This is a genomic window from Leifsonia sp. Y862 (assembly GCF_057669585.1).
On the sequence record NZ_JBYHFR010000001.1, the window covers coordinates 34,914 to 54,459 of the forward strand.

A 19,546-nucleotide genomic window follows, 5' to 3' on the forward strand; every position below is an offset into this window, starting at 1 on the left:
TCGAAATCCTCGCGGCTACTTCGCCTCGAGGTCGGAGGCGAACGCCTTCTCGTCTTCCTCCGACAGCGAGGTCTTGACCACCTTGCCGCCGTATGGCGCGAGCGCGGCAGTGAACTTGTCCTCGGTGAGCTTCGTCGCGTAGATCACGACGGCCGACTTTCCGGCTGAGACGGCGTCCTTCACGCGCTGGCGAAATTCGCTGTCCAGGCTTGTCTTGTCGAGCCCGGCCACCAGGGCGCCCAGGATTCCGCCGGTGACCAGCCCGACAATCGGCACCAGGAACAGCAGTCCGATCACGGTGCCGAAGAGCGCGCCGCCGGCGACACCGAGGCCGACGTTGCTGGCGCTGTCCGGCGTGTGGACGTGTGTCTTGCCGTCGTTGTCGACGGTGACCAGGGCGAGTCCGGCCAGCTCAACGACCAGGTCGTCCTGCAGAGACTGGACCTGCTTATAGGCTCCCTCGGCCTGTGATTCGGTGTCGAATGCGATAACTATCAAGTCGGCCATGGGGTCTCCTATCCGTCTGCCACGGCCGGTGCCGAGGCGTGCTCCCACTCTCACCCCAGAGCGCGCAGAGAGACAAGAGCCGACACCGGATGCCGTGGCAGCGCCGCTGTCAGGCTGTGACTGTCGCGCCCGCGGTGACCGTGGTGTCCATCGTGAGCACGAGGGTGCCATCGAGGTCGACAATGCTGAGAGAAACGGATGCCGTGCAGAGGTCTCCGAGGCTGCGCAGGTGCGTGCCGCCACAGGGAATCCGAACGGTGCACTCTGGAAGCTCGCACACCCAGTAGCGGCGATCGGTGAGCAGAGGCCCATCGCTGTCGATGTGCACAGCGGCATCGGCAGCGACCCAGCCGGCCAGCGTGGCGTTCACGGCGCTTTCGATGGCGGCCAGTTCAGCGGATGGCCCTGCGGTGAGCCCCTCGGTGACGAAGCCCTTCTTGCGCAGTGACTTGCCGAGCCGATAGGTGTCGAGCGAACCGTTCTCCCTGATCTGCGACACGTCGATCGCGATCCCATCGAAGTCCGGTGTGCCGAGGGAGTCGAGGCGCACGTCCTTCTTCCAGCGGTCGGCGACGGCGAGATTGAGAGCGAGGGATGCCGCGTGGCATCCGGTGTGGCCGGCGGAGATGAGGCGACGGTGCTCGGCGTCAACGACGACATCGACGGTGTCGCCTTCAGCCAGCGGTGTGGCCAGCGCCGCTGCCGCTTCCTGTTCCACGATGTGCACGACCACGAAGGCCCATCCCTCGGTGCCCTTGGCAACCGGGATGTCGCGGCCGACATGCAGTGCGTGCCCGTCGGTGGCACCGACGATGCAGTCACTGATGCGGATCTCTTCGGTGCCGCGCCGCAGCACGGCGTTGTCGGGCCCCTGGTCTGGCCAGCCGGCATCCACGGGGTGGCAGCTGGTCGAATCGAGCAGCACAGCCAGCCGGCCATCGGCCATCTCTTCGAGATGCAGCACCTGGCTCGTCGAGGTGAGCTCGCCGGCGGGATAGGTGACGCGGGTGTCGAGAATGGGGAGGGTCATGGGGTCCTTCTGCTTGCGGAGACGAATGCTGGTTTATCCAACACGAGAGCTTAACCAACACAGAGGTGGTGACACAGCGGAACGCTGCGCACCACCTCTGTCAGGAATGAGGAAAGAAGAATTAGCTCTTTCGTGCCTTTTCGGACGTCTCGTTCGACTTGGCCTTTTTATCGGCTCGCTTTTCCTTCAGTGAACGATCGGCAGTCTTCTTCGATGCATCTTTACGTGGTGATTTATCAGACATAAGTGCTCCTTCCTTCAGGGCTGCAGCGGCCCTCTATCCCTGACCATACTTGGCTTCCCCGTAAAGATCATCATTCTGCCTCGTGCCCTGTCCCTTGCAGCGCTCCCCTCGTAGGCTGGTTTGGGTGAGCCCCTCCAATGACGGAGAGCCACGAGTCAGGGAAGGTTGGAAATAATGACCAGTCAATCCACCTATCGGGCAGTCTTGTTCGGACCGAATTCCATCGCTGCAGGGGAAGAGATCGACCTGGAGTATGTGGACGGCAAGGAGCAGGAAACCGTCGTGAGGACAACGGTGGAGGGCGACGACACCATTACGCGCACCTACCGTAAGGGGCGCGAGACCGCAGAGCCCATCCCGTACCGTTTCGTGGAAGAAGACGACAGCGAGGGCGAGCCGAACGTCGCCAACTGACCAGCGTCGCTTATTTACGGAGTGTCCAGCGGTCCCAGCCACGCGGCGGCGACCGTGGCATGCGCGGACTCCGCATCCGAGGGGTGGAAGATGCCGGCGAGCACGTCACGGTAGAGCCGTCCGAGCTCGCTGCCCGCGAAGTACGACGATCCGCCGCTCACCCGAAGTGCCTGGTCGACGACATGCCTGGCGTTCTCCGTGGCGCGATGCTTGAGCCCGGCCAGCTGTGGAAACCACTGCGCCCCACGGTCGGCCATGGCATCAACGTCGTGGGCGAGCGCATCGATCTGCGGGTAGATGGCGTCCATGGCCATGGCGGCATCCGCTATCCGCCAGCGGATGTCGGGATCCTGCGCCAGCGTGCGACCCTCGTTCTTCAGGGAGGTGCGCCGGTTCGCCGCCTCGACGGCCAGTTCAAGTGCGCGTTGCCCAATGCCGGTGTAGACCGATGCCAGTAGGATCTCGAAGTTGGCGAAGATCGCGAAGATGAGCGGATCGGCATTCGGGCCTGGCGCGAGTTTGCGGAACACGCGGTCTGGCCTGGCGTACGCGCCGTCGAGGACTGTGCTCTGGCTCTGGCTCTGGCTGGCGCGCATGCCGAGCGTGTTCCAGTCGTCTTTCTGGGTGACGCCCGGATCGGTGCGGTCAATGAATCCCCAGACAATCTGCGGGGCATCCGCTGATGTGGTGTCGAGTCCCATGGTGCCGAGCCTGGTCCAGGCGGGGGAGAGGGACGTGAAGATCTTGGTGCCCGTGTAGCGGTATCCGCCGTCGGGCTCAGGGACGGCATCCGTTTTCGACCCAAACAGCACCAAATCGTTGCCGGGCTCGCTGACGCCGAAGCCGAAGATCTCGCCGCGTCCTGCCTCGTGCAACAGGAATGACAATGCACTGTCGCCCCTGTCACGCAGCGCGGTGGCGACTCCCGTCCAGACGAGGTGCATGTTCACGGCAAGTGCGGTGGCCGGTGCCGCGGCGGCGAGCCGGATCTGCTCCCGGCTGACCTGCTGCAGAGTGAGACCGAGTCCGCCGTACTCGTGGGGGACGAGGGCACGCAGGTAGCCGGCGGCCGTCAACTCATCGAGATCCTCGGTGAAGAACGAATTGTCTTCGTCGTAGCGGGCGGCGCGACCCCTGATGCGGCCGAGCAGCGCGTCGGTGAGGAGGGGCGCTGCGGGGGCGGGGATGCTCATGGAGTCATTCACCCCCTAAGACTAGGCAGCGGGCTGCTTGCGCGTCGACATCTTCACGATGATCAGCACGATGGCGCCGAGGATGGCCGCTGCGACGATCCACGGCAGCAGCACGCCGACCACAACGGCAGCACCGGAGACGGTGCTGAGGAGAGCCGCCCAGCCAGCTGCGATGCCACTCCAGAAGGTGTCGGGGGCGCCCGCAGCGATCACTCCTTCTGCGTAGAGGTCGAGGCTGAGGGTGGCGTAGTCGATTTGGTCGGTGAGGGCCGTGCGCTGGGACTGCAGGCTTTCCAGCTGGGCCTGGCGGTCGCTCAACGCGGTTTCGATCGTGATGAGGTCTGCGGTGGTCGTCGCCTTCTCCATGAGTGCGAGCAACCGATCGACGGATGTCTGCAGTGCGGTGATCCTCGCCTCAAGATCCTGGCTCTGTTCCGTCACATCCGACGCGTTCAACGACACGTAGTTGACGGTGCCGAGCGCCTTGAGGTCGGCCAGTGTGCGGTCAAGGTCGGCGCTCGGGATGCGCAGCAGCAGGTTGGCGCTGGCCGGCTGCGTCTCGGTCTCTGGGTTCTCGGTGCGGCTGTCGATCCGGCCGCCGGCCTGTTCGGTGATGGTCACTGCGCTCTGGGCCGCGGCAATGGGATCGGCGACGGTCAGAGACGCGGAGCCGTTGGTGATGACGTCCCTGTTGCCGCTGCTCACCTCGCCGGTGCTGGGGTCGATCGCGGTCAATTCGTCGCCGGCGACGATTCCGCCGGTTGCCGGCATCTGGCGGACGGACGAATCGGCGCTGGAACTGCCGCTGGAATCAGAGCTCTGCGAGCCATCCGTCGCGGTGCACCCGGCGAACAGCAGGGTGACGGCAACAACGGCGGCGGTGGCGACAACGGCGGCGACTCTTCGTCTCATGGCTCAAATGTAGGGGGAGCGCGGCCATCGTTATCTGGATGAACTCTGAGAGTCGGGTCACAATCCCGTCTCGGGTATGCCGACCCCCGTATCGTCGAAAGGGAGGCGCACACAATGCGCCCGTGTATGACCGTTCGTATTCACAAGGGAGAAACCATGGGATTCGCAGACGACGCAAAAGAAACTCTCGACGCGGCAGGCAAGAAGATCAGCCGCACGGTTGAGGACACCAAGGACAGGGTCGGCGACAAGATCGACGAGGCCAAGGCCGACGCCAACGTGAAGAAGGCTGAAGCCGAGCGCGACAGCACCCAGGCCAGGAATGACGCCAAAGAGAAGCTGCGCGGAGACAATTAACGTATGAGCTGGTGGGCGGAGTTCACTGCACTCTTTGACCGAACACGCCCACCACTCCTGCACATTGCAACGGATGAGGGGCAGGGTCCCGTCGTCATCCTGGTGCACGGTGTGGCGTCATCGTCGGTGACGTTCCATGCCCTCATCCCGTTGCTGGTGTCGAACCACAGGGTGATCGCCGTCGACATCCTGGGTTTCGGCGAATCTCCGGCACCAGCTGACTGCGAGTACACGCTGGAGGATCACGTCGACGCGCTCGCGGCGACCATCCGTTCACTGCGGCTCAAGGAGCCGTTCACCCTCATCGGCCACTCGCTGGGCAGCCTGATCGTGAGCCGGTTTGCGGCGTCGTATCGGCCGCTGCCCGGCCAGCGGAACACTGTGCGACATGTGGTGCTTGCGGGCCCGCCCGTCTATCTGGCACCCACCGAGATCGGCGATCCACGGATCCGCGCCAGGGTCAGCGCCTACCTGCGCGCCTATGACTTCCTGGCCGCCAACAAAGAATTCACACTGGCCAATGCCGCCATCGTCGCGCGACTCTTGCCCAAGGGCATCTTCGAGATCACCGAGAAAAACTGGAATCCGTTCATCAAGTCGCTGAAGAACTGCATCCAGTCGCAAACGCTGGTGAGTGACGTCGCCAGCCTCCGCGTGCCCGTCGATGTCATCTACGGCGCGCTGGACGCGTTCATCCCGCCTGGCAGCATGTCGGTGATTGAACGGATGCGACACGTCACCATGCATCGAGTCGAGGCGAACGACCACATTATTCGGAGGCGGCTGGCTCGGGTGATCGCCGGGGTGGTGAACGCCGACATGGTGAACACTGGCGTCGGCCGTACCGGTCGCTCCGACGACACGCGCGTCGCCGCTGGCTCGTCGGAGTAGCTGTCAGGCCGGCTCATCCAACCAACTGATCCAACCAGCCTCGCCCGACCAGCGTCGTCGACTGGCTAGGCTGGCCCCATGCGCACACAGATCCTGGGACGAACTGGCCGAACTGTATCCGTGATCGGACTCGGCACCTGGCAGTTGGGTGCCGACTGGGGCGACGTGTCAGAGAGCGACGCTGTTGCCGTGCTTGCGGCATCCGCTGAATCCGGCGTCACCTTCTTCGACACCGCCGACGTCTACGGCGACGGGCGCAGCGAGCAGATCATTGGGCACTTCCTGCACGATCACCCGTCTGAGGCGGCTGCCGGTGGGGAGATCACCGTGGCGACAAAGATGGGCCGCAGGGTCGACCAGATCCCGGAGAACTACGTGCTGGAGAACTTCCGGGAGTGGACGGACAGCTCCCGCCGCAACCTGAACACCCAGACGCTCGACCTGGTGCAGCTGCACTGCCCGCCGACCGCTGTCGTGGAGTCCGGCGAGGTGTACGACGCGCTCGACACCCTGGTCGATGAGGGCGTCATCGCCAACTACGGGTTGAGCGTTGAGACCTGCGACCAGGCGCTCGCGGCGATTGCGCGTCCCGGCACGGCCACGGTGCAGATCATCCTGAACGCGTTCAGGCTGAAACCGCTCGACGCCGTGCTGCCGGCGGCGAACGCTGCCGGTGTCGGCATCATCGCGCGGGTACCGTTGGCCAGCGGCCTGCTCACCGGCAAATACACCAGGCAGACCACATTCGCCGAGAATGACCACCGCAACTTCAACCGCGACGGCAGCCACTTCGACGTGGGGGAGACATTCTCAGGCGTCGACTACGAGACCGGCCTGACAGCCGCCGCCGAGTTCGCCGCGCTCGTCGCCCGCGAAGACCCTGAGCTGACGCCCGCACAGGCTGCGCTGGCGTGGGTATCGCAGCTGGACGGCGTGAGCTCGGTGATTCCCGGCGCCCGCTCGGTGGAGCAGGCGGCTGCCAATGCGGCTGCCGGTTCGGTGGCGCCGTTGAGTGAAGCATTCAACGCCGGTGTGCGGGACATCTACGACCGGCTGCTGCGCGCGCAGATTCACCCGCGCTGGTAGCTGGTGCTGGGTCGCCCCAGTCCAGGTCGCCCTAGTCCAGGTCGCCCTAGTCCAGGTCGCCCTAGTCGAGGTCGCCTTAATCGAGGTCGTCTGGGTCCTTGCCCGTGCGCTCACCGGAGTCGAGTGCGGCGATCGCCTGCATCTCGTCGGCAGTGAGCGTGAAATCGAAGACGTCGAGGTTGGCCACGATGCGCTCAGGCGTGACGGATTTCGGAATGACGACGTTGCCGAGTTCGACGTGCCAGCGGATGACGACCTGGGCCGCCGACTTGCCGTAGCGTTCGCCGATCTCGTCGAGGGTGCTGTTACCGATAGCCCTGCCCCTGGCCAGCGGTGACCAGGCCTCAGTGAGGATGTCGTGCGCAGCGTCGTAAGCGCGCATTGCACTCTGCTGCAACCAGGGGTGCAGCTCGATCTGGTTGATCACCGGGGTGATCGACGTCTCTGCGAGCAGCCGGTCGAGGTGGTGGTCGTGGAAGTTGGAGACACCGATGGAGCGCGCACGGCCCTCGGCGTGCAGCGTCTCGAGCGCGCGGTAGGTGTCGATGTAGCGGTCCTGCTTCGGCGCCGGCCAGTGGATGAGGTACAGGTCGACGTAGTCGAGGCCCAGTTTGGCCAGGCTCGTGTCGAACGCGCGCAGGGTGCTGTCATAGCCCTGGTCGCTGTTCCACACCTTCGTGGTGACGAAGAGGTCGTCCCGTGGCACGGCGACCCTGGCGATACCGGCGCCGACCCCGACCTCATTCTCGTAGAGCGCCGCGGTGTCTATGTGACGGTACCCAGCGGTAATGGCGGTCTCGACGGCATCCGCTGCGAGGTTGTCGGCGATCTTGTAGACGCCGAGACCGACCTGCGGAATGGTGCGGCCGTCGTTCATGGGGAGGCGGGGGGATGCCGTCATGGGGTGCACCTAACTAGTTGAGTTGCGATGTGAAGTGCTAGGACGCCTGGATGGGTACCGGGGCTGTGTCGGGGATCGGGCCGGCATCGCGGCCGCGGAGGTCGGGGTGCCAACGGCGACCGAGCGCCGGAATAATGCAGCCGAGGGCGGCGAAGCTTGCCGCGACGACGAGGGCCGCCTGGCCGCCGTATGTATCGATCAGGACGCCGGCGATCGCGGATCCGAGGGCGGCGCCGATGAGCTGTCCGGTGCCGACCCAGCCGTATGCCTCCGCGGTGTCGGAGAATTTGACGCTCGCAGACACGATGCCGAACAACACGGCGAGGGCTGGCGCCATGCCGATTCCGGCGATGAACAGCGTGGCGGAAAGCCACCAGAAATCGAGCGAGAAGCAGGCCAGGATCATGCCGATTGTCACAACGAGCATGCGACTGGCCAGCGCCCACGGGCCGATGGGCATGTGCCCGAGTGCGAGTCCACCGATGAGGGAGCCGAGAGCGAAGATAGCGAGCACCCAGCCTGAGTCCGTACTGCCGTGACCGAAGGACGCCACAACGCCGGCCTCGACGGACGCGGCTGATGCCACGAGCATGAATCCGACGATGGTGCTGAGCAGTACGGCCGGGCGCTTGAGCACGACACCGAGTCGTCGCTTGCTGCGCGGAATGCGAACACGACCGACTTCTGGGGACGCGACGAACCAGATTCCACCACCGATAAGGAACGCAGCGGCCAGCAGAATGCCGGCGACCGAACTGACCTGGATCGCCACAAACGTCGCGATGACCGGGCCGAGTACCCAGATGATCTCCTGCGCTGATGCGTCGAGGGAGAACAACGGCGTGAGCTGGGTGGAGTTGACCATTTTCGGGTAGATGGTGCGGACGGCCGGCTGGATGGGTGGCATCGACAGGCCGGCAATGAAGCCGACGACGATGAGTCCAGGCATCGGGAGCGACAGGACGGCCATGAGGATGATGGACGCAGAGCAAATGGCGATCGTGATGAGGATGACAGGACGCATGCCCCACCGCCCCATGAGCCGGCTGGTGAGCGGGCCGGCGATGGCCTGGCCGATGCTCATGGCGCCCAGCACGATACCCGCCGCTGCATATGAGTTGTAGACCTGTTCAATGTGAATCAGGAATGCGATCGAGAGCATTCCGAACGGGAAACGCGCCGTGAGCTGAGCTGCGATGATTCGGCCGACGCCCGGGGTCTTCAGAAGGTTGATGTAGCTGCTCACAATTAATCAAGTCTACGTCTCTCAGGGCGATTGCGGGCGCGAGGGCGGCTGCAGCCGGCCCCCTGAAAGATCGACCTGGGCGACCTCGAAACCACTACCGTTGACTGCGTGACGATCCTGATTTCTGCGAAGCAGCTTTCCGAAGAACTGGCCGTACGTGACAACGTCCGCGTGATCGATGTGCGGTGGTCGCTCGGCGGCCCGCCCGGCCTCGGCGAATACCTGCGCGGGCATATTCCGTCTGCTGCGTATGCCGACCTCGACACAGAACTCGCGCGACATGGGGAGCCGACGGAGGGCAGGCATCCGGTGCCGACTCGAGAGCAGTTGCAGGCCGCGGCCAGACGGTGGGGCGTCAACGATGGCGACACCGTTGTGGTCTACGACGGTCAGGGCAACTTTGCAGCGGCCAGGGCGTGGTGGTTGTTGAAGGATGCCGGGGTGAGCGATGTTCGTCTCCTCGACGGCGCTCTGCCGGCCTGGGTGGCGGCCGGACTGCCGCTGGCAGACGGCGATGAGCAGATTTCCGCCGGCTCGATCACGCTTGACTCTGGGCGGATGCCTACTCTCACTGCGGATGCCGCTGCCGAGGTAGCGATGACCGGCGTGCTGCTCGATGCCAGAGCCGGCGCTCGGTATCGCGGGGAGACGGAACCCATTGACCCGAGGGCCGGCCATATTCCGGGGGCACGCAGTGCGCCGACGACCGAGAACGTGGATGCTGACGGACGATTCCTACCACCGGAGGTGCTGCGGGCGCGGTTTGAAGCGCTGGGTGTCGGAACGGGGGAAGCTGGCGCTGCTGCTGCGCAGGTCGGCGTGTACTGCGGCTCCGGTGTCACCGCGGCGCACGAGGCCGTGGCGCTGACGCTCGCCGGGTATGAGCCGGCGCTCTACCCAGGCTCGTGGTCGCAATGGTCAAACCTGCCAGACCGCCCGGTGGAAACCGGCGACCAGCGGGCCTGAAACTCGGTGGCCTGAACCTTCGTGGCCGAGGAGGTTACGCCGGAACTCGCGCGGACCGGTCGACCGCAGCCAGGATGACGTCGCCGAGCTCTGCTGGCTTGGTGAACTGTGGCCAGTGTCCCGTCGGCAGGTCGACATACTCGACATCGCGCAGGCGTCCGAGCTCTGCCACATAGGGGTGGCCCTCCTCGACCCATTTGATGAACAAGGAGGACGGCATCTCGCACGCGATGACTGTCGCCGGCACGTCGAAGCGACGCTCGTCGTGCAATTGCTGTTCGTCATAGGCCACGCCACGAGGTTCGGGGATGGCGCGTGCGCGGAACTGTGCGCGCAGATCATCGTCCAGATCAACGAGGTCTTCATCCTCGAAGAGCTCCCATGGCGGCAATGGAATGTCATCGCCCTCAAACGGCAGGCTGTCGTTGATGGCGGAGCCCGCTGCGAGCGGTCCGCTGTCAACGTAGATGGCGCGCGCCACGCGCTCCGGTCGTTCGTCGATCGCCCCATAGATGATCGCCCCGCCCCCGGAGTGGCCCACGAGAATGACGGGCCCTTCGATGGCGTCGACAGCCGCAACCACCGCGTCGATGTGGGTGCGCAGTCCGATGCCGGCCCGCGGAGAATTCACCGATTCCAGTCCAGGCAACGTGAGCGGATGCATCCGGTGCCCCGCGGACTCCAGCGGAGGCGTGACGTTCGACCACGACGATGCATCCAACCAGAACCCGGGAACCAAGATGATGTCCATGCCGAGACCCTAGGGGCAAGACCGGTGTCGGACAAGTGGCGCCGCAGCCGGAGAGACCGTCGGAATGCGGTATTCAAAACGTTATCTACGCACCGAATCAGCGTGCGAGGCCTGTTATAGGCTCAAGAATGTCCGTGGTTGAACGCTCGTATCATGCCCGGATTCGTACCAACCAGATTTGAATAGCCCGAGAAATAAGAAGGTTGAAATGCGCGCAAAATTCGCAATCCCGGCAGTGGCCGCAGCTGCCGTTGCCCTTATCTTCACCGGTTGTGTAGACAACTCGGAACCATCTACGAGCACATCGAGCAGCGCAACGAGCGCTATCTCCAAAGATGACGCCGCCGCAGCGCTTGTTCCCGCAGACATCGCGAGCACCGGAACGCTCCTGATCGGCACAGACGCGGCGTACCCGCCGAACGAGTACAAGGACGAGTCCGGCCAGCCGATCGGCTGGGGAATTGAGATCTCCAACGGAATCGCGGCCAAGCTTGGCCTGACCCCTGAGTACCAGGTCGCCAAGTTCGAGAACATCATCCCGAGCATCACGGGCGGCAAGGTCCAGATCGGCGAATCGTCATTCACCGACAACGTCGAGCGTGAGAAGCAGGTCGACTTCGTCAACTACTACAACGCCGGCATCCTGTGGGCTTCGCCGGCCGGGAAGACGGTCGACCCCGACAACGCCTGTGGGCTGAAGGTCGCCGTTCAGACCGGAACGGTCGAGGAGACCGACGAACTCCCGGCAAAGAACGAGGCCTGTGCGGCCGCGGGCAAGCCGGCCATCGAGGTTCAGAAGTATGACGCACAGGAAGAAGCCACCAACGCCGTCGTGCTCGGCAAGGCCGACGCGTTGAGCGCCGACTCACCCGTCACCGGCTATGCCATCTCCAAGACCGACGGCAAGCTCCAGGCCGCAGGCAAGAGCTTCGACGTGGCACCGTACGGTATCGCCACCCAGAAGGGCTCCGAGATGACCAAGGCCGTGCAGGCTGCCCTGCAGTCCATGGTCGACGACGGTTCCTACGCCGAGATCCTCGACGCCTGGGGCGTTTCGGATGGCGGCATCACCGAGATCACCATCAACGCTGCGTCGAACGGCTAATGACCGACACCGTGCAGGGCTCTCCGGCGGCAACCCCGCCGGAGAGTGGCGGTGAGTCCGCGCCGATCAAGGCGATCCGGCTGAAGCATCCCTGGCGCAACACGTTCGCCGTTGTGCTGGTCGTGATCTTCGCGCTGTTCATCATCGATGCGGCTGGCCGTCCGGCGTACGACTGGCCGGAGGTGGGAAAGTACCTGTTCGACCGTCGCATCAGCGAGGCCGCATTCGTGACCCTCCAGCTGACGGTCTATTCCATGGTGATCGCCATCGTGCTCGGAGTTGCGCTGGCCGTCATGCGGCTGTCACCGAATCCGGTCTTGAAGAGCATCTCCTGGTTCTACCTCTGGGTTTTCCGCGGCACACCGATCTACGTGCAGCTGACCTTCTGGGGTCTCGTTTCCATCATCTACTCCACCATCGACATCGGAATCCCGTTCATGGAGCCGTGGTTCTCGATCGGTACCAACGCGGCGGTCACGCCGTTCATGCTCGCGGTCATTGGATTGTCGCTGAACGAAGCGGCCTATATGGCTGAAATCGTGCGGGCCGGTTTGCTGTCCGTGGACAGCGGCCAGGAGGAAGCATCGACAGCGCTCGGGATGAGCTGGTTCCAGACCATGTGGCGCGTCATCCTGCCGCAGTCGATGCGCGTGATCATCCCGCCCACGGGCAACGAGGTCATCTCGATGCTGAAGACGACCTCGCTCGTCATTGCCGTGCCGTTCAGCTTCGACCTGTACGCGCGGTCCCGCGACATCTCGGTTGAGACGTTCAATCCCATCCCGCTGCTGATCGTGGCATCCATTTGGTATCTGTTCTTCACCTCGATCCTGATGGTCGGCCAGTACTTCCTGGAGAGACGCTTCGCCAGGGGCGTCGGCGATCGGCGCCCAGACAAGAAGGACGACCAGACGACGATCACCGGCACCCTGCCCGTGACCGCCGCCAACCAGCCGACGGTCGTGCTGCCTCCGAATGACAATGACAACCCACCGATCAACCCTGGGCACGGAGGCATGCGATGACCGAGACGTTTATCCCGGTTCCTCCCGTCAGCACCGATGTGCCCATGGTGTTGGCAGAGGGCGTTTCGAAGAGCTTCGGCTCCAACCAGGTGCTGAAGAGCATCTCCCTCGAGGTCAAGCGGGGTGAGGTGATGTGCCTGGTCGGCCCGTCGGGTTCTGGCAAGTCCACGTTCCTGCGGTGCATCAACCACCTCGAGGTGCTCACCGCCGGCCGGCTGAGCGTCGACGGCGAACTCGTCGGCTTCCGTGAGGCCAACGGCAAGCTGTACGAGCTGCGCCCGAAGGAAGCGGCTCGGCAGCGCCGCGAGATCGGGATGGTCTTCCAACGCTTCAACCTGTTCCCGCACATGACCGCGCTTGAGAACGTGATGGAAGCCCCGATGCGGGTGAAGAAGCAACGTAAGTCAGAGGTCGAGCAGCGCGCTCGTGAGCTGCTCGCCCGCGTTGGACTTGCGGATCGCTCCGACTACTACCCCGCGCACCTGTCAGGCGGCCAGCAGCAGCGGGTCGCGATCGCCAGGGCACTGGCCATGGAACCGAAGCTCATGCTCTTCGACGAGCCGACCAGCGCGCTCGATCCAGAGCTCGTCGGTGAGGTCCTCGATGTCATGAAGGGCCTGGCTGCATCGGGCATGACCATGATCGTGGTCACCCACGAGATGGGCTTTGCTCGCGAGGTCGCCGACTCGATGGTCTTCATGGACGGCGGCGTTGTCGTCGAATCTGGTGACCCGCGTGAGGTGCTGGCGAACCCGCAGCACCAGCGCACGCAGGCGTTCCTGTCGAAGGTGCTGTAGGCCGTCGCGCAGGTGCCGTAGCTAGTCGCGCTCCGGCGAGCGTCAATGGGGCGAACAGCCATCCGATGTCAGCTGGGCGCGCGAAATCCCCTCTGGCGCGCGATATTTCACGCGCCAGAGGGGATTCCGCGCGCCAGGGCGTGGAAGTCGTGACCGAAGGTCATTCTCGACGGCGGCCCGGCGGCGCAGCATCCGGCGGCGCAGCGTCACTGCGAGACCACAGCGGACCAATCGTCCGTCCAGCCGTCGCCAATACCGGAACGTTTGCCGCAGAGAGCGCGATCTGTCCGGTTTTCGATGACAAATGGTCGATTCATCCTGTTTTCGCGACGCCCCGGGGGACCGACGGGTGGCCGCTTTGCGGATTGCGGCATGTGGGGCACTCGCCAGCAGTCTGTCCCTCGAAGGTCGCCGTTTTGCCCGAGAATCGCCGCTATAACGGCGACTCTCGGGCGAAACGGCGATTCTCGGCGAGCGGATGCCCTCCGCCGTTGGTTGAGGAAGGTGCGAGCCTGCGAGCCCCTGTCTCGAAACCAGTGTTGGTTTCGAGGTGCGGCCGGCCCCCGGCGGGCGCAGCGGTTTCGAGACGCGGCCTCCTCCGTCGGGCGCTCCTCAACCGGCGGGGGAGACGCTCCCCAACCAGCGGAGGAAGGTCAGCCGGCGAGTACCTTCTGGATCCGCTGCAGGGAGACCGACTCTGCCGCCTTCAGTTCCTGCGCGAACAGGCTGATGCGGAGTTCCTCGATCATCCAGCGCGCCCGAACCAGCTGGGCTGGGGCATGCGGGGCCAGCGGAATCGTGCCGCCGGCATCCGTATATTTGGCCATGGCTGCCTGGATCTCGTTCATCCAGACGCGGTCGCGTGACGGGTTCTCGACCAGCTTGGTGATGCGCGCGCTGATGCCGCCGAGGTAGCGCGGCAGGTGGCGCAGCTGGGTGAGGCCTGTCGCGCTCACGAAGTTCGGGTACACGAGTCCGGCGAGCTGGGCACGTGCATCGCTGAGGGCAGGGATGAGCGTGATGCTCGTCGAGGCCTTGAGCGCCTTGTCGGCCGCCCGAGATGCCGTGAGGATGCGGGCGACGAGACCGACCGTCTCGAACATGGAGTCCATGACAACGCCGGAGACCCGGTCGCGCAGCGTCTCGAACTGCACCTTCATGAAGACCAGGCCGTCGGGCTGAACGCGGTACAGCACGTCGTCGATGCAGGCGGCGAGGCAGTCGTCGAAGAGCGCCTGGGTCGAGCGGTACGGGCTGGTCGACAGGCTGAGCTTCTCTGTACCGGTGAGGTGCTGCTGCACGTAGTTCACCGGCGACGGGGTGGCCAGCAGCAACAGTCGGCGCACACCGCTCGGCAGGGTGCGAGCCTGCTCTGCCTCGGTGCTCATCAGCTTGATGGAGACGGATGAGCCGTCATCGATCAGCGTCGGGTACGCCCGGATGGTGTTCTCGCCCTGCTTCGTGTCGATGAAGCGGGGGAGCTCTGTGAAGTCCCAGGTCGTGAGACCGCTGCGCTCGATGGCATTTGGCGTTGCAGCGGATGCCGCGGCGACGCTCTCCCTGGCGCGGCTGCCGAGCTGGCGCTGCAGCTGGCCGAGGTCGGTGCCGCTGGCGAGCGCGCGCCCGCGGTCGTCGACGACACTGAACGTCATGCGAAGGTGGCGCGGAATCCGCGAGAGGTCGAAGTCAGACGGGCTCACCGGCACGTGCGTGAGGCGCTGGATGAGGGAGGCCAGCACCTGCGTGAACGCCGGCGCTTGCGCTGTCGGGGTGTCAGACGGCGCAGCGGCCGGCAATTCGGTGAGCAGCCTGGCGGCCCAGTCGGCTGCGGGAACCACGTTGCGACGGATGGCCTTCGGCAGCGACTTGATCAGCGCGGTCACGAGCTCGAGGCGGAAACCGGGCACCTGCCAGTCGAAACCGGCCGGCGAGAGCCTGGCGAGCAGGGCCAGCGGCACCTGGACGGTGACGCCATCGTCGTCTGAACCCGGCTCGAAGCGGTAGCTGAGCGCGAACTTCTGGTCGCCCTGCTGCCAGATCGGCGGGAACAGCGACTCGTCGATCTCCGGGGTGTCTTCGGCGACGAGAGTCTCCGCGGTCATCGTGAGCAGGTCGGGCGTCTCGAGCCTGGCCTTCTTCCACCAGGTTTCGAAGGTGCGGGTGGAGAAGACATCCGCTGGAATACGGCGCTGGTAGAACTCGAAGACGGCCTCATCGTCGAAGAGGATGTCGCGACGCCTGGTGCGTTCTTCGAGCTCTGCGAGGTCGTCGCGCAGCTTCTGGTTGGCGCGATCGAATGCGGTGAGGCGCTTGTCGATGCGGTCGATGTCCCACTCGCCCTCGACGAGCGCGTGCCGGATGAACAGCTCGCGGGCATACGGCTGGTCGACCCTGGCGAACTGCACGCGGCGCCTGGCCACAATCGGAACACCGTAGAGCGTCACCCGCTCGTAGGCGACGACGGCGCCCTGCTTCTTCTCCCAGTGCGGCTCAGAATAGCTGCGCTTGCAGAGGTCGCCGGCCAGCGGTTCGGCCCAGGCCAGGTCGATGGCGGCGTTCATGCGGGCGAACAGCCTGCTGGTCTCAACGAGCTCTGCGCTCATCACCGCCGGCGGTTGCTTCTTGGCCAGAGCTGACCCGGGGAACAGCACGAAACGCTGCTGCCTCGCCCCGACATAGTCGCGCTTGGCGGTGTCTTTCAGCCCGAGGTGCGACAGCAGGCCGGACAGCAGCGAGCGGTGGATGCCGTCTGGATTGACCGCTGGATCGCCGATGTGAAGGCCAAGCGGCTTGGCCAGCTGCTTGAGCTGGCGGTAGACGTCCTGCCATTCGCGTACCCGCAGGTAGTTGAGGAACTCGTTCTTGCACAGGCGCCTGAATGCGCTGGAGCCGAGCTCGGCCTGCTGCTTCTCGAGGTAGTTCCAGAGGTTCAGCAGCGTGAGGAAATCGCTCGTCGGGTCGACGAAGCGGGCGTGCTTCTCGTCGGCCTGCTGGCGTCGTTCCAATGGGCGTTCCCGCGGATCCTGAATGGTGAGGCCTGCAACGATCGCCATCACCTCGCGGCTGGTGCCCTGCGCCTTCGACTCGACGACCATGCGCGCGAAGCGTGGGTCGATGGGCAGCTTGGCCAGCTGGTGCCCGACGCGGCTGAGCTTCGAGGTGGCCGATGCGCCGCCGGTTGTGCTCTTGGTCGCACCGCTGCTGCCTGCGCGGCTGCCGTTCGATTCGATCGCGCCGAGCTCTGAGAGAAGGTCGAGGCCGTCTTTGATACCCCGCGAATCGGGCGGCGTGAGGAACGGGAACGCGGCGATGTCGCCGAGGCCCAGCGAGATCATCTGCAGGATGACGGCAGCCAGGTTGGTGCGCAGGATCTCGGGCTCTGTGTACTCAGGGCGCCGCGTGAAATCCTCTTCGGAGTACAAACGGATGGCGATACCGTCGCTCGTTCGGCCACTGCGGCCGCTGCGTTGGTTAGCGGATGCCTGTGAAATGGCTTCAATGGGCAGTCGCTGCACCTTGGAACGCACGCTGTACCTGCTGATGCGCGCGGTGCCGGCATCGATCACGTACCGGATGCCGGGCACGGTGAGGCTGGTTTCTGCAACGTTCGTCGCGAGCACGATGCGGCGGCGGACGCCGGCGATCGTCGAGGGCTGGAACACCTTGTGCTGGTCGGCGGACGACAGTCGCCCGTAGAGCGGCAGCACCTCGGTGGGGCTGGCGCGGTTCGACGACGCGAACTTGCCCTGCAAGGCATCCGCTGCGTCACGGATCTCGTTCTCGCCGGAGAGGAAGACGAGCACGTCGCCGTTGGACTCGCGCTCCAGCTCGTCGAGGGCAGCGCTGATGCCCTCGATGTAGTCGCGGTCGACGGCGGCCGCGGCCTTGTCGAGGACGTCGGTGTCGTCATCCGCTTCGGTCATGGCCTCTGCGACGAGCGGGCGGTACCGGATCTCAACCGGATAAGTGCGGCCAGATACCTCGACGATGGGAGCGGGTGTGCCGTCGGCGGACGCGAAGTGCGCGGCGAAGCTCTGCGGGTCGATGGTGGCCGACGTGATGATGAGCTTCAGGTCGGGGCGCTGCGGCAGCAGTTGCTTGAGGTAGCCGAGCAGGAAGTCGATGTTGAGGCTGCGCTCGTGCGCCTCGTCGATGATGATGGTGTCGTACTTGCGCAGCAGCTTGTCGCGGTGCATCTCGTTGAGCAGGATGCCGTCGGTCATCAGCTTGATGCGAGTGTTCGATCCGACCTTGTCGGTGAAGCGCACCTGGTAGCCGACGAGCTGGCCGACCTCCTGGCCGAGTTCGTCTGCGATGCGCTCGGCGATGGTGCGAGCAGCAAGACGGCGAGGCTGGGTATGGCCGATGCTTTCGCGGCCGAGCTCGAGGCAGATCTTCGGCAGCTGGGTGGTCTTGCCAGAGCCGGTCGACCCGGCGACGATGACCACCTGGTTGTCGCTGATGGCGCGCGCAATGTCCTCGCGCATCTGGCTGACCGGCAGCTCAGGGGGGAAGGTGATCGTGGGAAGCAGTGCGGGTTCCATGAGCTTTCCATCGTATTCGGTGTTGGTGAGCGACAGATGTCGGCTGGGGCGCGCCGTGTGCCGCCGCCTGACTCGCCCACAGCGCCCCGCCCGGCCCTGCCTTGCCCGCTTAGCTTGGCAGGAGGGGTTCCGATTTAGCGTTCTGAACTTCCGGCTCATATGAGCCGGAAGTTCAGAAGACTAAATCGGGGGTGCCCCTGGTTCTCGTTCAGGTTGTGGAGAACTCATTCGTCGCGATCGAGGGCGGATACCGTGGCCACATGCAGCCATTTCACATGCATCCGTTTGAGGTGATGGCCGAGCCGGTCCGTCGTCGCATCGTTGACATTCTTGCCAGCGGTGAACACACATCAGTGGGACGAACGGATCGGCTGGAATGTTCCCGACCGACCGTATGTAGCCGGTTCCGTCGCGCTCAAGGGCCAGGGGAAACCGTCCAAGCGCGGGCGCAGAGGGAAGGGCTATCAGGATGATCCGTGGCAGAACTTCTTCCCCGAGTGACGATGAATCGTGACTACAAATCGTGACTATGAATAGGGTGGACGCATGACGAATTCTGTTCCCACCCTCACGCTCAACGACGGTCACACGATCCCGCAGCTTGGTTTCGGTGTCTTCAAGGTCGACCCAACCGAGACGATGCGCATCGTGACCGATGCTCTTGAGGTGGGCTACCGGCACATTGATACTGCGGCGGTCTACGGCAACGAGGTCGGCGTCGGCGACTCGATCGCGCGGTCGGGCATTGACCGCTCAGACCTGTTCATCACCACCAAGCTGTGGAATGACCGCCAGGGCACGGAGTCGGTGTTCGACGCCTTCGACGAAAGCCTCGAGAAGCTCGGGCTGGAGTACGTCGACCTGTACCTCATCCACTGGCCGGCACCGGCGCAGGACAAGTACATCGAGAGCTGGAAGGCACTCGAACAGATCAAGGAAAGCGGCCGCGCCCGCTCCATCGGCGTCTCGAACTTCCTTGAGCCGCACCTGCAGCGCCTGCTGGCCGAAACGGATGTCGTCCCCGCCGTCGACCAGATCGAGTTGCATCCCGCGCACCAGCAGCGCGAAACCACCACGTTCGCGCGTCGCCACGGCATCCAGATCGAGGCGTGGGGACCGCTCGGCCAGGGCAAGTACCCGCTGTTTGACGAGCACGTCGTCGCCATCGCGGCTGAGGCGCACGGCAAGTCGCCGGCGCAGGTGGTCATCCGCTGGCACCTGCAGAGCGGCAACATCGTCTTCCCGAAGTCGAACCGTCGCGAGCGCATGGTCGAGAACTTCGACGTCTTCGACTTCGAGCTGAGCGGTTCAGAGATGTCGGCCATCACGGCCCTCGAGCGTGCGGGCCGCGTGAGCGCACACCCCAACGAGGTCAACTAGCCCGGCACCGTTGATTGAGGAGCGAGCGCCAGCGAGCGTCTCGAAATCAACCTGCGCTGGGAGGTCTCGAGACGGCCGTGACCGGCCTCCTCGACCAACGGTGCTCATCATCCGCTCGTCGCAACTGCGGCGGGCGGATGTTACGTTCCGCGACGACTCTTACGTCGTGTGTCGCCGTCGATAGCGGCATCCGCTGC

At 64.7% G+C, this 19,546-nt stretch carries 17 protein-coding genes; 9 read left to right on the top strand and 8 right to left on the bottom strand.

Annotation, left to right across the window (positions count from 1 at the left end; translation table 11 throughout):
• Positions 1–15: 15 nt before the first annotated feature.
• Together AC25Z0_RS00185 and AC25Z0_RS00190 are read right to left on the bottom strand one after the other, a co-directional pair.
• A complete protein-coding gene (locus tag AC25Z0_RS00185; RefSeq protein ID WP_488120836.1) occupies positions 16–507 on the bottom strand; it encodes a DUF1269 domain-containing protein in 492 nt (163 codons plus the stop codon).
• Positions 508–616: 109 nt separating this feature from the next.
• Positions 617–1,537 (bottom strand): alanyl-tRNA editing protein, encoded by a 921-nt coding sequence (locus tag AC25Z0_RS00190; RefSeq protein ID WP_488131875.1) that lies wholly within the window; start codon positions 1,535–1,537, stop codon positions 617–619.
• 418 nt (positions 1,538–1,955) lie between these two features.
• Here AC25Z0_RS00190 and AC25Z0_RS00195 point away from each other — a divergent pair, with 418 nt between their 5' ends.
• On the top strand, positions 1,956–2,195 hold the full coding sequence (locus AC25Z0_RS00195) for a hypothetical protein (protein ID WP_488120838.1): 240 nt from the start codon (positions 1,956–1,958) through the stop codon (positions 2,193–2,195).
• Positions 2,196–2,209: 14 nt separating this feature from the next.
• On the opposite strand, the gene AC25Z0_RS00200 is transcribed toward AC25Z0_RS00195, so the two are convergent.
• Together AC25Z0_RS00200 and AC25Z0_RS00205 are read right to left on the bottom strand one after the other, a co-directional pair.
• Positions 2,210–3,388 carry an acyl-CoA dehydrogenase family protein gene (locus AC25Z0_RS00200; protein ID WP_488133093.1) on the bottom strand — a complete coding sequence of 393 codons (1,179 nt, stop codon included), beginning with the start codon at positions 3,386–3,388 and terminating at the stop codon, positions 2,210–2,212.
• A gap of 21 nt (positions 3,389–3,409) precedes the next feature.
• The gene (locus AC25Z0_RS00205) at positions 3,410–4,300 is read right to left on the bottom strand and encodes a DUF4349 domain-containing protein (protein ID WP_488120839.1); all 891 of its coding nucleotides are present in this window, start codon (positions 4,298–4,300) and stop codon (positions 3,410–3,412) included.
• A gap of 126 nt (positions 4,301–4,426) precedes the next feature.
• Between AC25Z0_RS00205 and AC25Z0_RS00210 the strand changes: the two genes are divergently transcribed.
• The 3 genes from AC25Z0_RS00210 (at position 4,427) to AC25Z0_RS00220 (ending at position 6,634) form a co-directional block, all read left to right on the top strand.
• Positions 4,427–4,657 carry a hypothetical protein gene (locus AC25Z0_RS00210; protein WP_488131876.1) on the top strand — a complete coding sequence of 77 codons (231 nt, stop codon included), beginning with the start codon at positions 4,427–4,429 and terminating at the stop codon, positions 4,655–4,657.
• Between the two features lie 3 nt (positions 4,658–4,660).
• Entirely contained in the window at positions 4,661–5,548 is an 888-nt protein-coding gene (locus tag AC25Z0_RS00215; protein WP_488131877.1) for an alpha/beta fold hydrolase, read from the top strand.
• Positions 5,549–5,626: 78 nt separating this feature from the next.
• Positions 5,627–6,634 carry an aldo/keto reductase gene (locus AC25Z0_RS00220; protein ID WP_488131878.1) on the top strand — a complete coding sequence of 336 codons (1,008 nt, stop codon included), beginning with the start codon at positions 5,627–5,629 and terminating at the stop codon, positions 6,632–6,634.
• Positions 6,635–6,710: 76 nt separating this feature from the next.
• Here AC25Z0_RS00220 and AC25Z0_RS00225 read toward each other — a convergent pair whose 3' ends face one another.
• Positions 6,711–7,535, bottom strand: coding sequence for an aldo/keto reductase (locus tag AC25Z0_RS00225; RefSeq protein WP_488131879.1), 825 nt, complete (start codon positions 7,533–7,535; stop codon positions 6,711–6,713).
• 37 nt (positions 7,536–7,572) lie between these two features.
• The gene (locus tag AC25Z0_RS00230) at positions 7,573–8,781 is read right to left on the bottom strand and encodes an MFS transporter (RefSeq protein WP_488120844.1); all 1,209 of its coding nucleotides are present in this window, start codon (positions 8,779–8,781) and stop codon (positions 7,573–7,575) included.
• Between the two features lie 108 nt (positions 8,782–8,889).
• On the opposite strand from AC25Z0_RS00230, the gene AC25Z0_RS00235 reads away from it, so the two are divergent.
• Entirely contained in the window at positions 8,890–9,747 is an 858-nt protein-coding gene (locus tag AC25Z0_RS00235) for a sulfurtransferase (protein ID WP_488131880.1), read from the top strand.
• A 34-nt stretch (positions 9,748–9,781) separates the two neighbouring features.
• Here AC25Z0_RS00235 and AC25Z0_RS00240 read toward each other — a convergent pair whose 3' ends face one another.
• Positions 9,782–10,498, bottom strand: coding sequence for an alpha/beta fold hydrolase (locus AC25Z0_RS00240; protein WP_488131881.1), 717 nt, complete (start codon positions 10,496–10,498; stop codon positions 9,782–9,784).
• A gap of 208 nt (positions 10,499–10,706) precedes the next feature.
• On the opposite strand from AC25Z0_RS00240, the gene AC25Z0_RS00245 reads away from it, so the two are divergent.
• From AC25Z0_RS00245 to AC25Z0_RS00255, 3 genes are read left to right on the top strand one after another with little or no spacing between them, the layout of a single operon-like run.
• Positions 10,707–11,603 (top strand): ABC transporter substrate-binding protein, encoded by an 897-nt coding sequence (locus AC25Z0_RS00245; RefSeq protein WP_488120847.1) that lies wholly within the window; start codon positions 10,707–10,709, stop codon positions 11,601–11,603.
• Positions 11,603–12,628, top strand: a complete 1,026-nt coding sequence (locus AC25Z0_RS00250; protein WP_488131882.1) for an amino acid ABC transporter permease — start codon at positions 11,603–11,605, stop codon at positions 12,626–12,628. Before AC25Z0_RS00245 ends, AC25Z0_RS00250 begins: the two co-directional genes overlap by 1 nt.
• Entirely contained in the window at positions 12,625–13,425 is an 801-nt protein-coding gene (locus AC25Z0_RS00255) for an amino acid ABC transporter ATP-binding protein (RefSeq protein ID WP_488120849.1), read from the top strand. The genes AC25Z0_RS00250 and AC25Z0_RS00255 overlap by 4 nt, the downstream gene beginning before the upstream one ends.
• A gap of 653 nt (positions 13,426–14,078) precedes the next feature.
• Here AC25Z0_RS00255 and hrpA read toward each other — a convergent pair.
• Complete coding sequence (gene hrpA, locus AC25Z0_RS00260) at positions 14,079–17,969, bottom strand: ATP-dependent RNA helicase HrpA (protein WP_488131883.1); 3,891 nt, start codon at positions 17,967–17,969, stop codon at positions 14,079–14,081.
• Between the two features lie 546 nt (positions 17,970–18,515).
• Here hrpA and AC25Z0_RS00265 point away from each other — a divergent pair.
• On the top strand, positions 18,516–19,349 hold the full coding sequence (locus tag AC25Z0_RS00265) for an aldo/keto reductase (RefSeq protein ID WP_488120851.1): 834 nt from the start codon (positions 18,516–18,518) through the stop codon (positions 19,347–19,349).
• Positions 19,350–19,546 lie beyond the last annotated feature (197 nt).

Coding starts and splice junctions, on each gene's coding strand:
- AC25Z0_RS00265 (WP_488120851.1), top strand. CDS start 18,516: ATGACGAATTCTGTTCCCACCCTCACGCTCAACGACGGTCACACGATC.
- AC25Z0_RS00225 (WP_488131879.1), bottom strand. CDS start 7,535: ATGACGGCATCCCCCCGCCTCCCCATGAACGACGGCCGCACCATTCCG.
- AC25Z0_RS00255 (WP_488120849.1), top strand. CDS start 12,625: ATGACCGAGACGTTTATCCCGGTTCCTCCCGTCAGCACCGATGTGCCC.
- AC25Z0_RS00220 (WP_488131878.1), top strand. CDS start 5,627: ATGCGCACACAGATCCTGGGACGAACTGGCCGAACTGTATCCGTGATC.
- AC25Z0_RS00250 (WP_488131882.1), top strand. CDS start 11,603: ATGACCGACACCGTGCAGGGCTCTCCGGCGGCAACCCCGCCGGAGAGT.
- hrpA (WP_488131883.1), bottom strand. CDS start 17,969: ATGGAACCCGCACTGCTTCCCACGATCACCTTCCCCCCTGAGCTGCCG.
- AC25Z0_RS00205 (WP_488120839.1), bottom strand. CDS start 4,300: ATGAGACGAAGAGTCGCCGCCGTTGTCGCCACCGCCGCCGTTGTTGCC.
- AC25Z0_RS00190 (WP_488131875.1), bottom strand. CDS start 1,537: ATGACCCTCCCCATTCTCGACACCCGCGTCACCTATCCCGCCGGCGAG.
- AC25Z0_RS00210 (WP_488131876.1), top strand. CDS start 4,427: ATGACCGTTCGTATTCACAAGGGAGAAACCATGGGATTCGCAGACGAC.
- AC25Z0_RS00195 (WP_488120838.1), top strand. CDS start 1,956: ATGACCAGTCAATCCACCTATCGGGCAGTCTTGTTCGGACCGAATTCC.
- AC25Z0_RS00185 (WP_488120836.1), bottom strand. CDS start 507: ATGGCCGACTTGATAGTTATCGCATTCGACACCGAATCACAGGCCGAG.
- AC25Z0_RS00215 (WP_488131877.1), top strand. CDS start 4,661: ATGAGCTGGTGGGCGGAGTTCACTGCACTCTTTGACCGAACACGCCCA.
- AC25Z0_RS00200 (WP_488133093.1), bottom strand. CDS start 3,388: ATGAGCATCCCCGCCCCCGCAGCGCCCCTCCTCACCGACGCGCTGCTC.
- AC25Z0_RS00245 (WP_488120847.1), top strand. CDS start 10,707: ATGCGCGCAAAATTCGCAATCCCGGCAGTGGCCGCAGCTGCCGTTGCC.
- AC25Z0_RS00240 (WP_488131881.1), bottom strand. CDS start 10,498: ATGGACATCATCTTGGTTCCCGGGTTCTGGTTGGATGCATCGTCGTGG.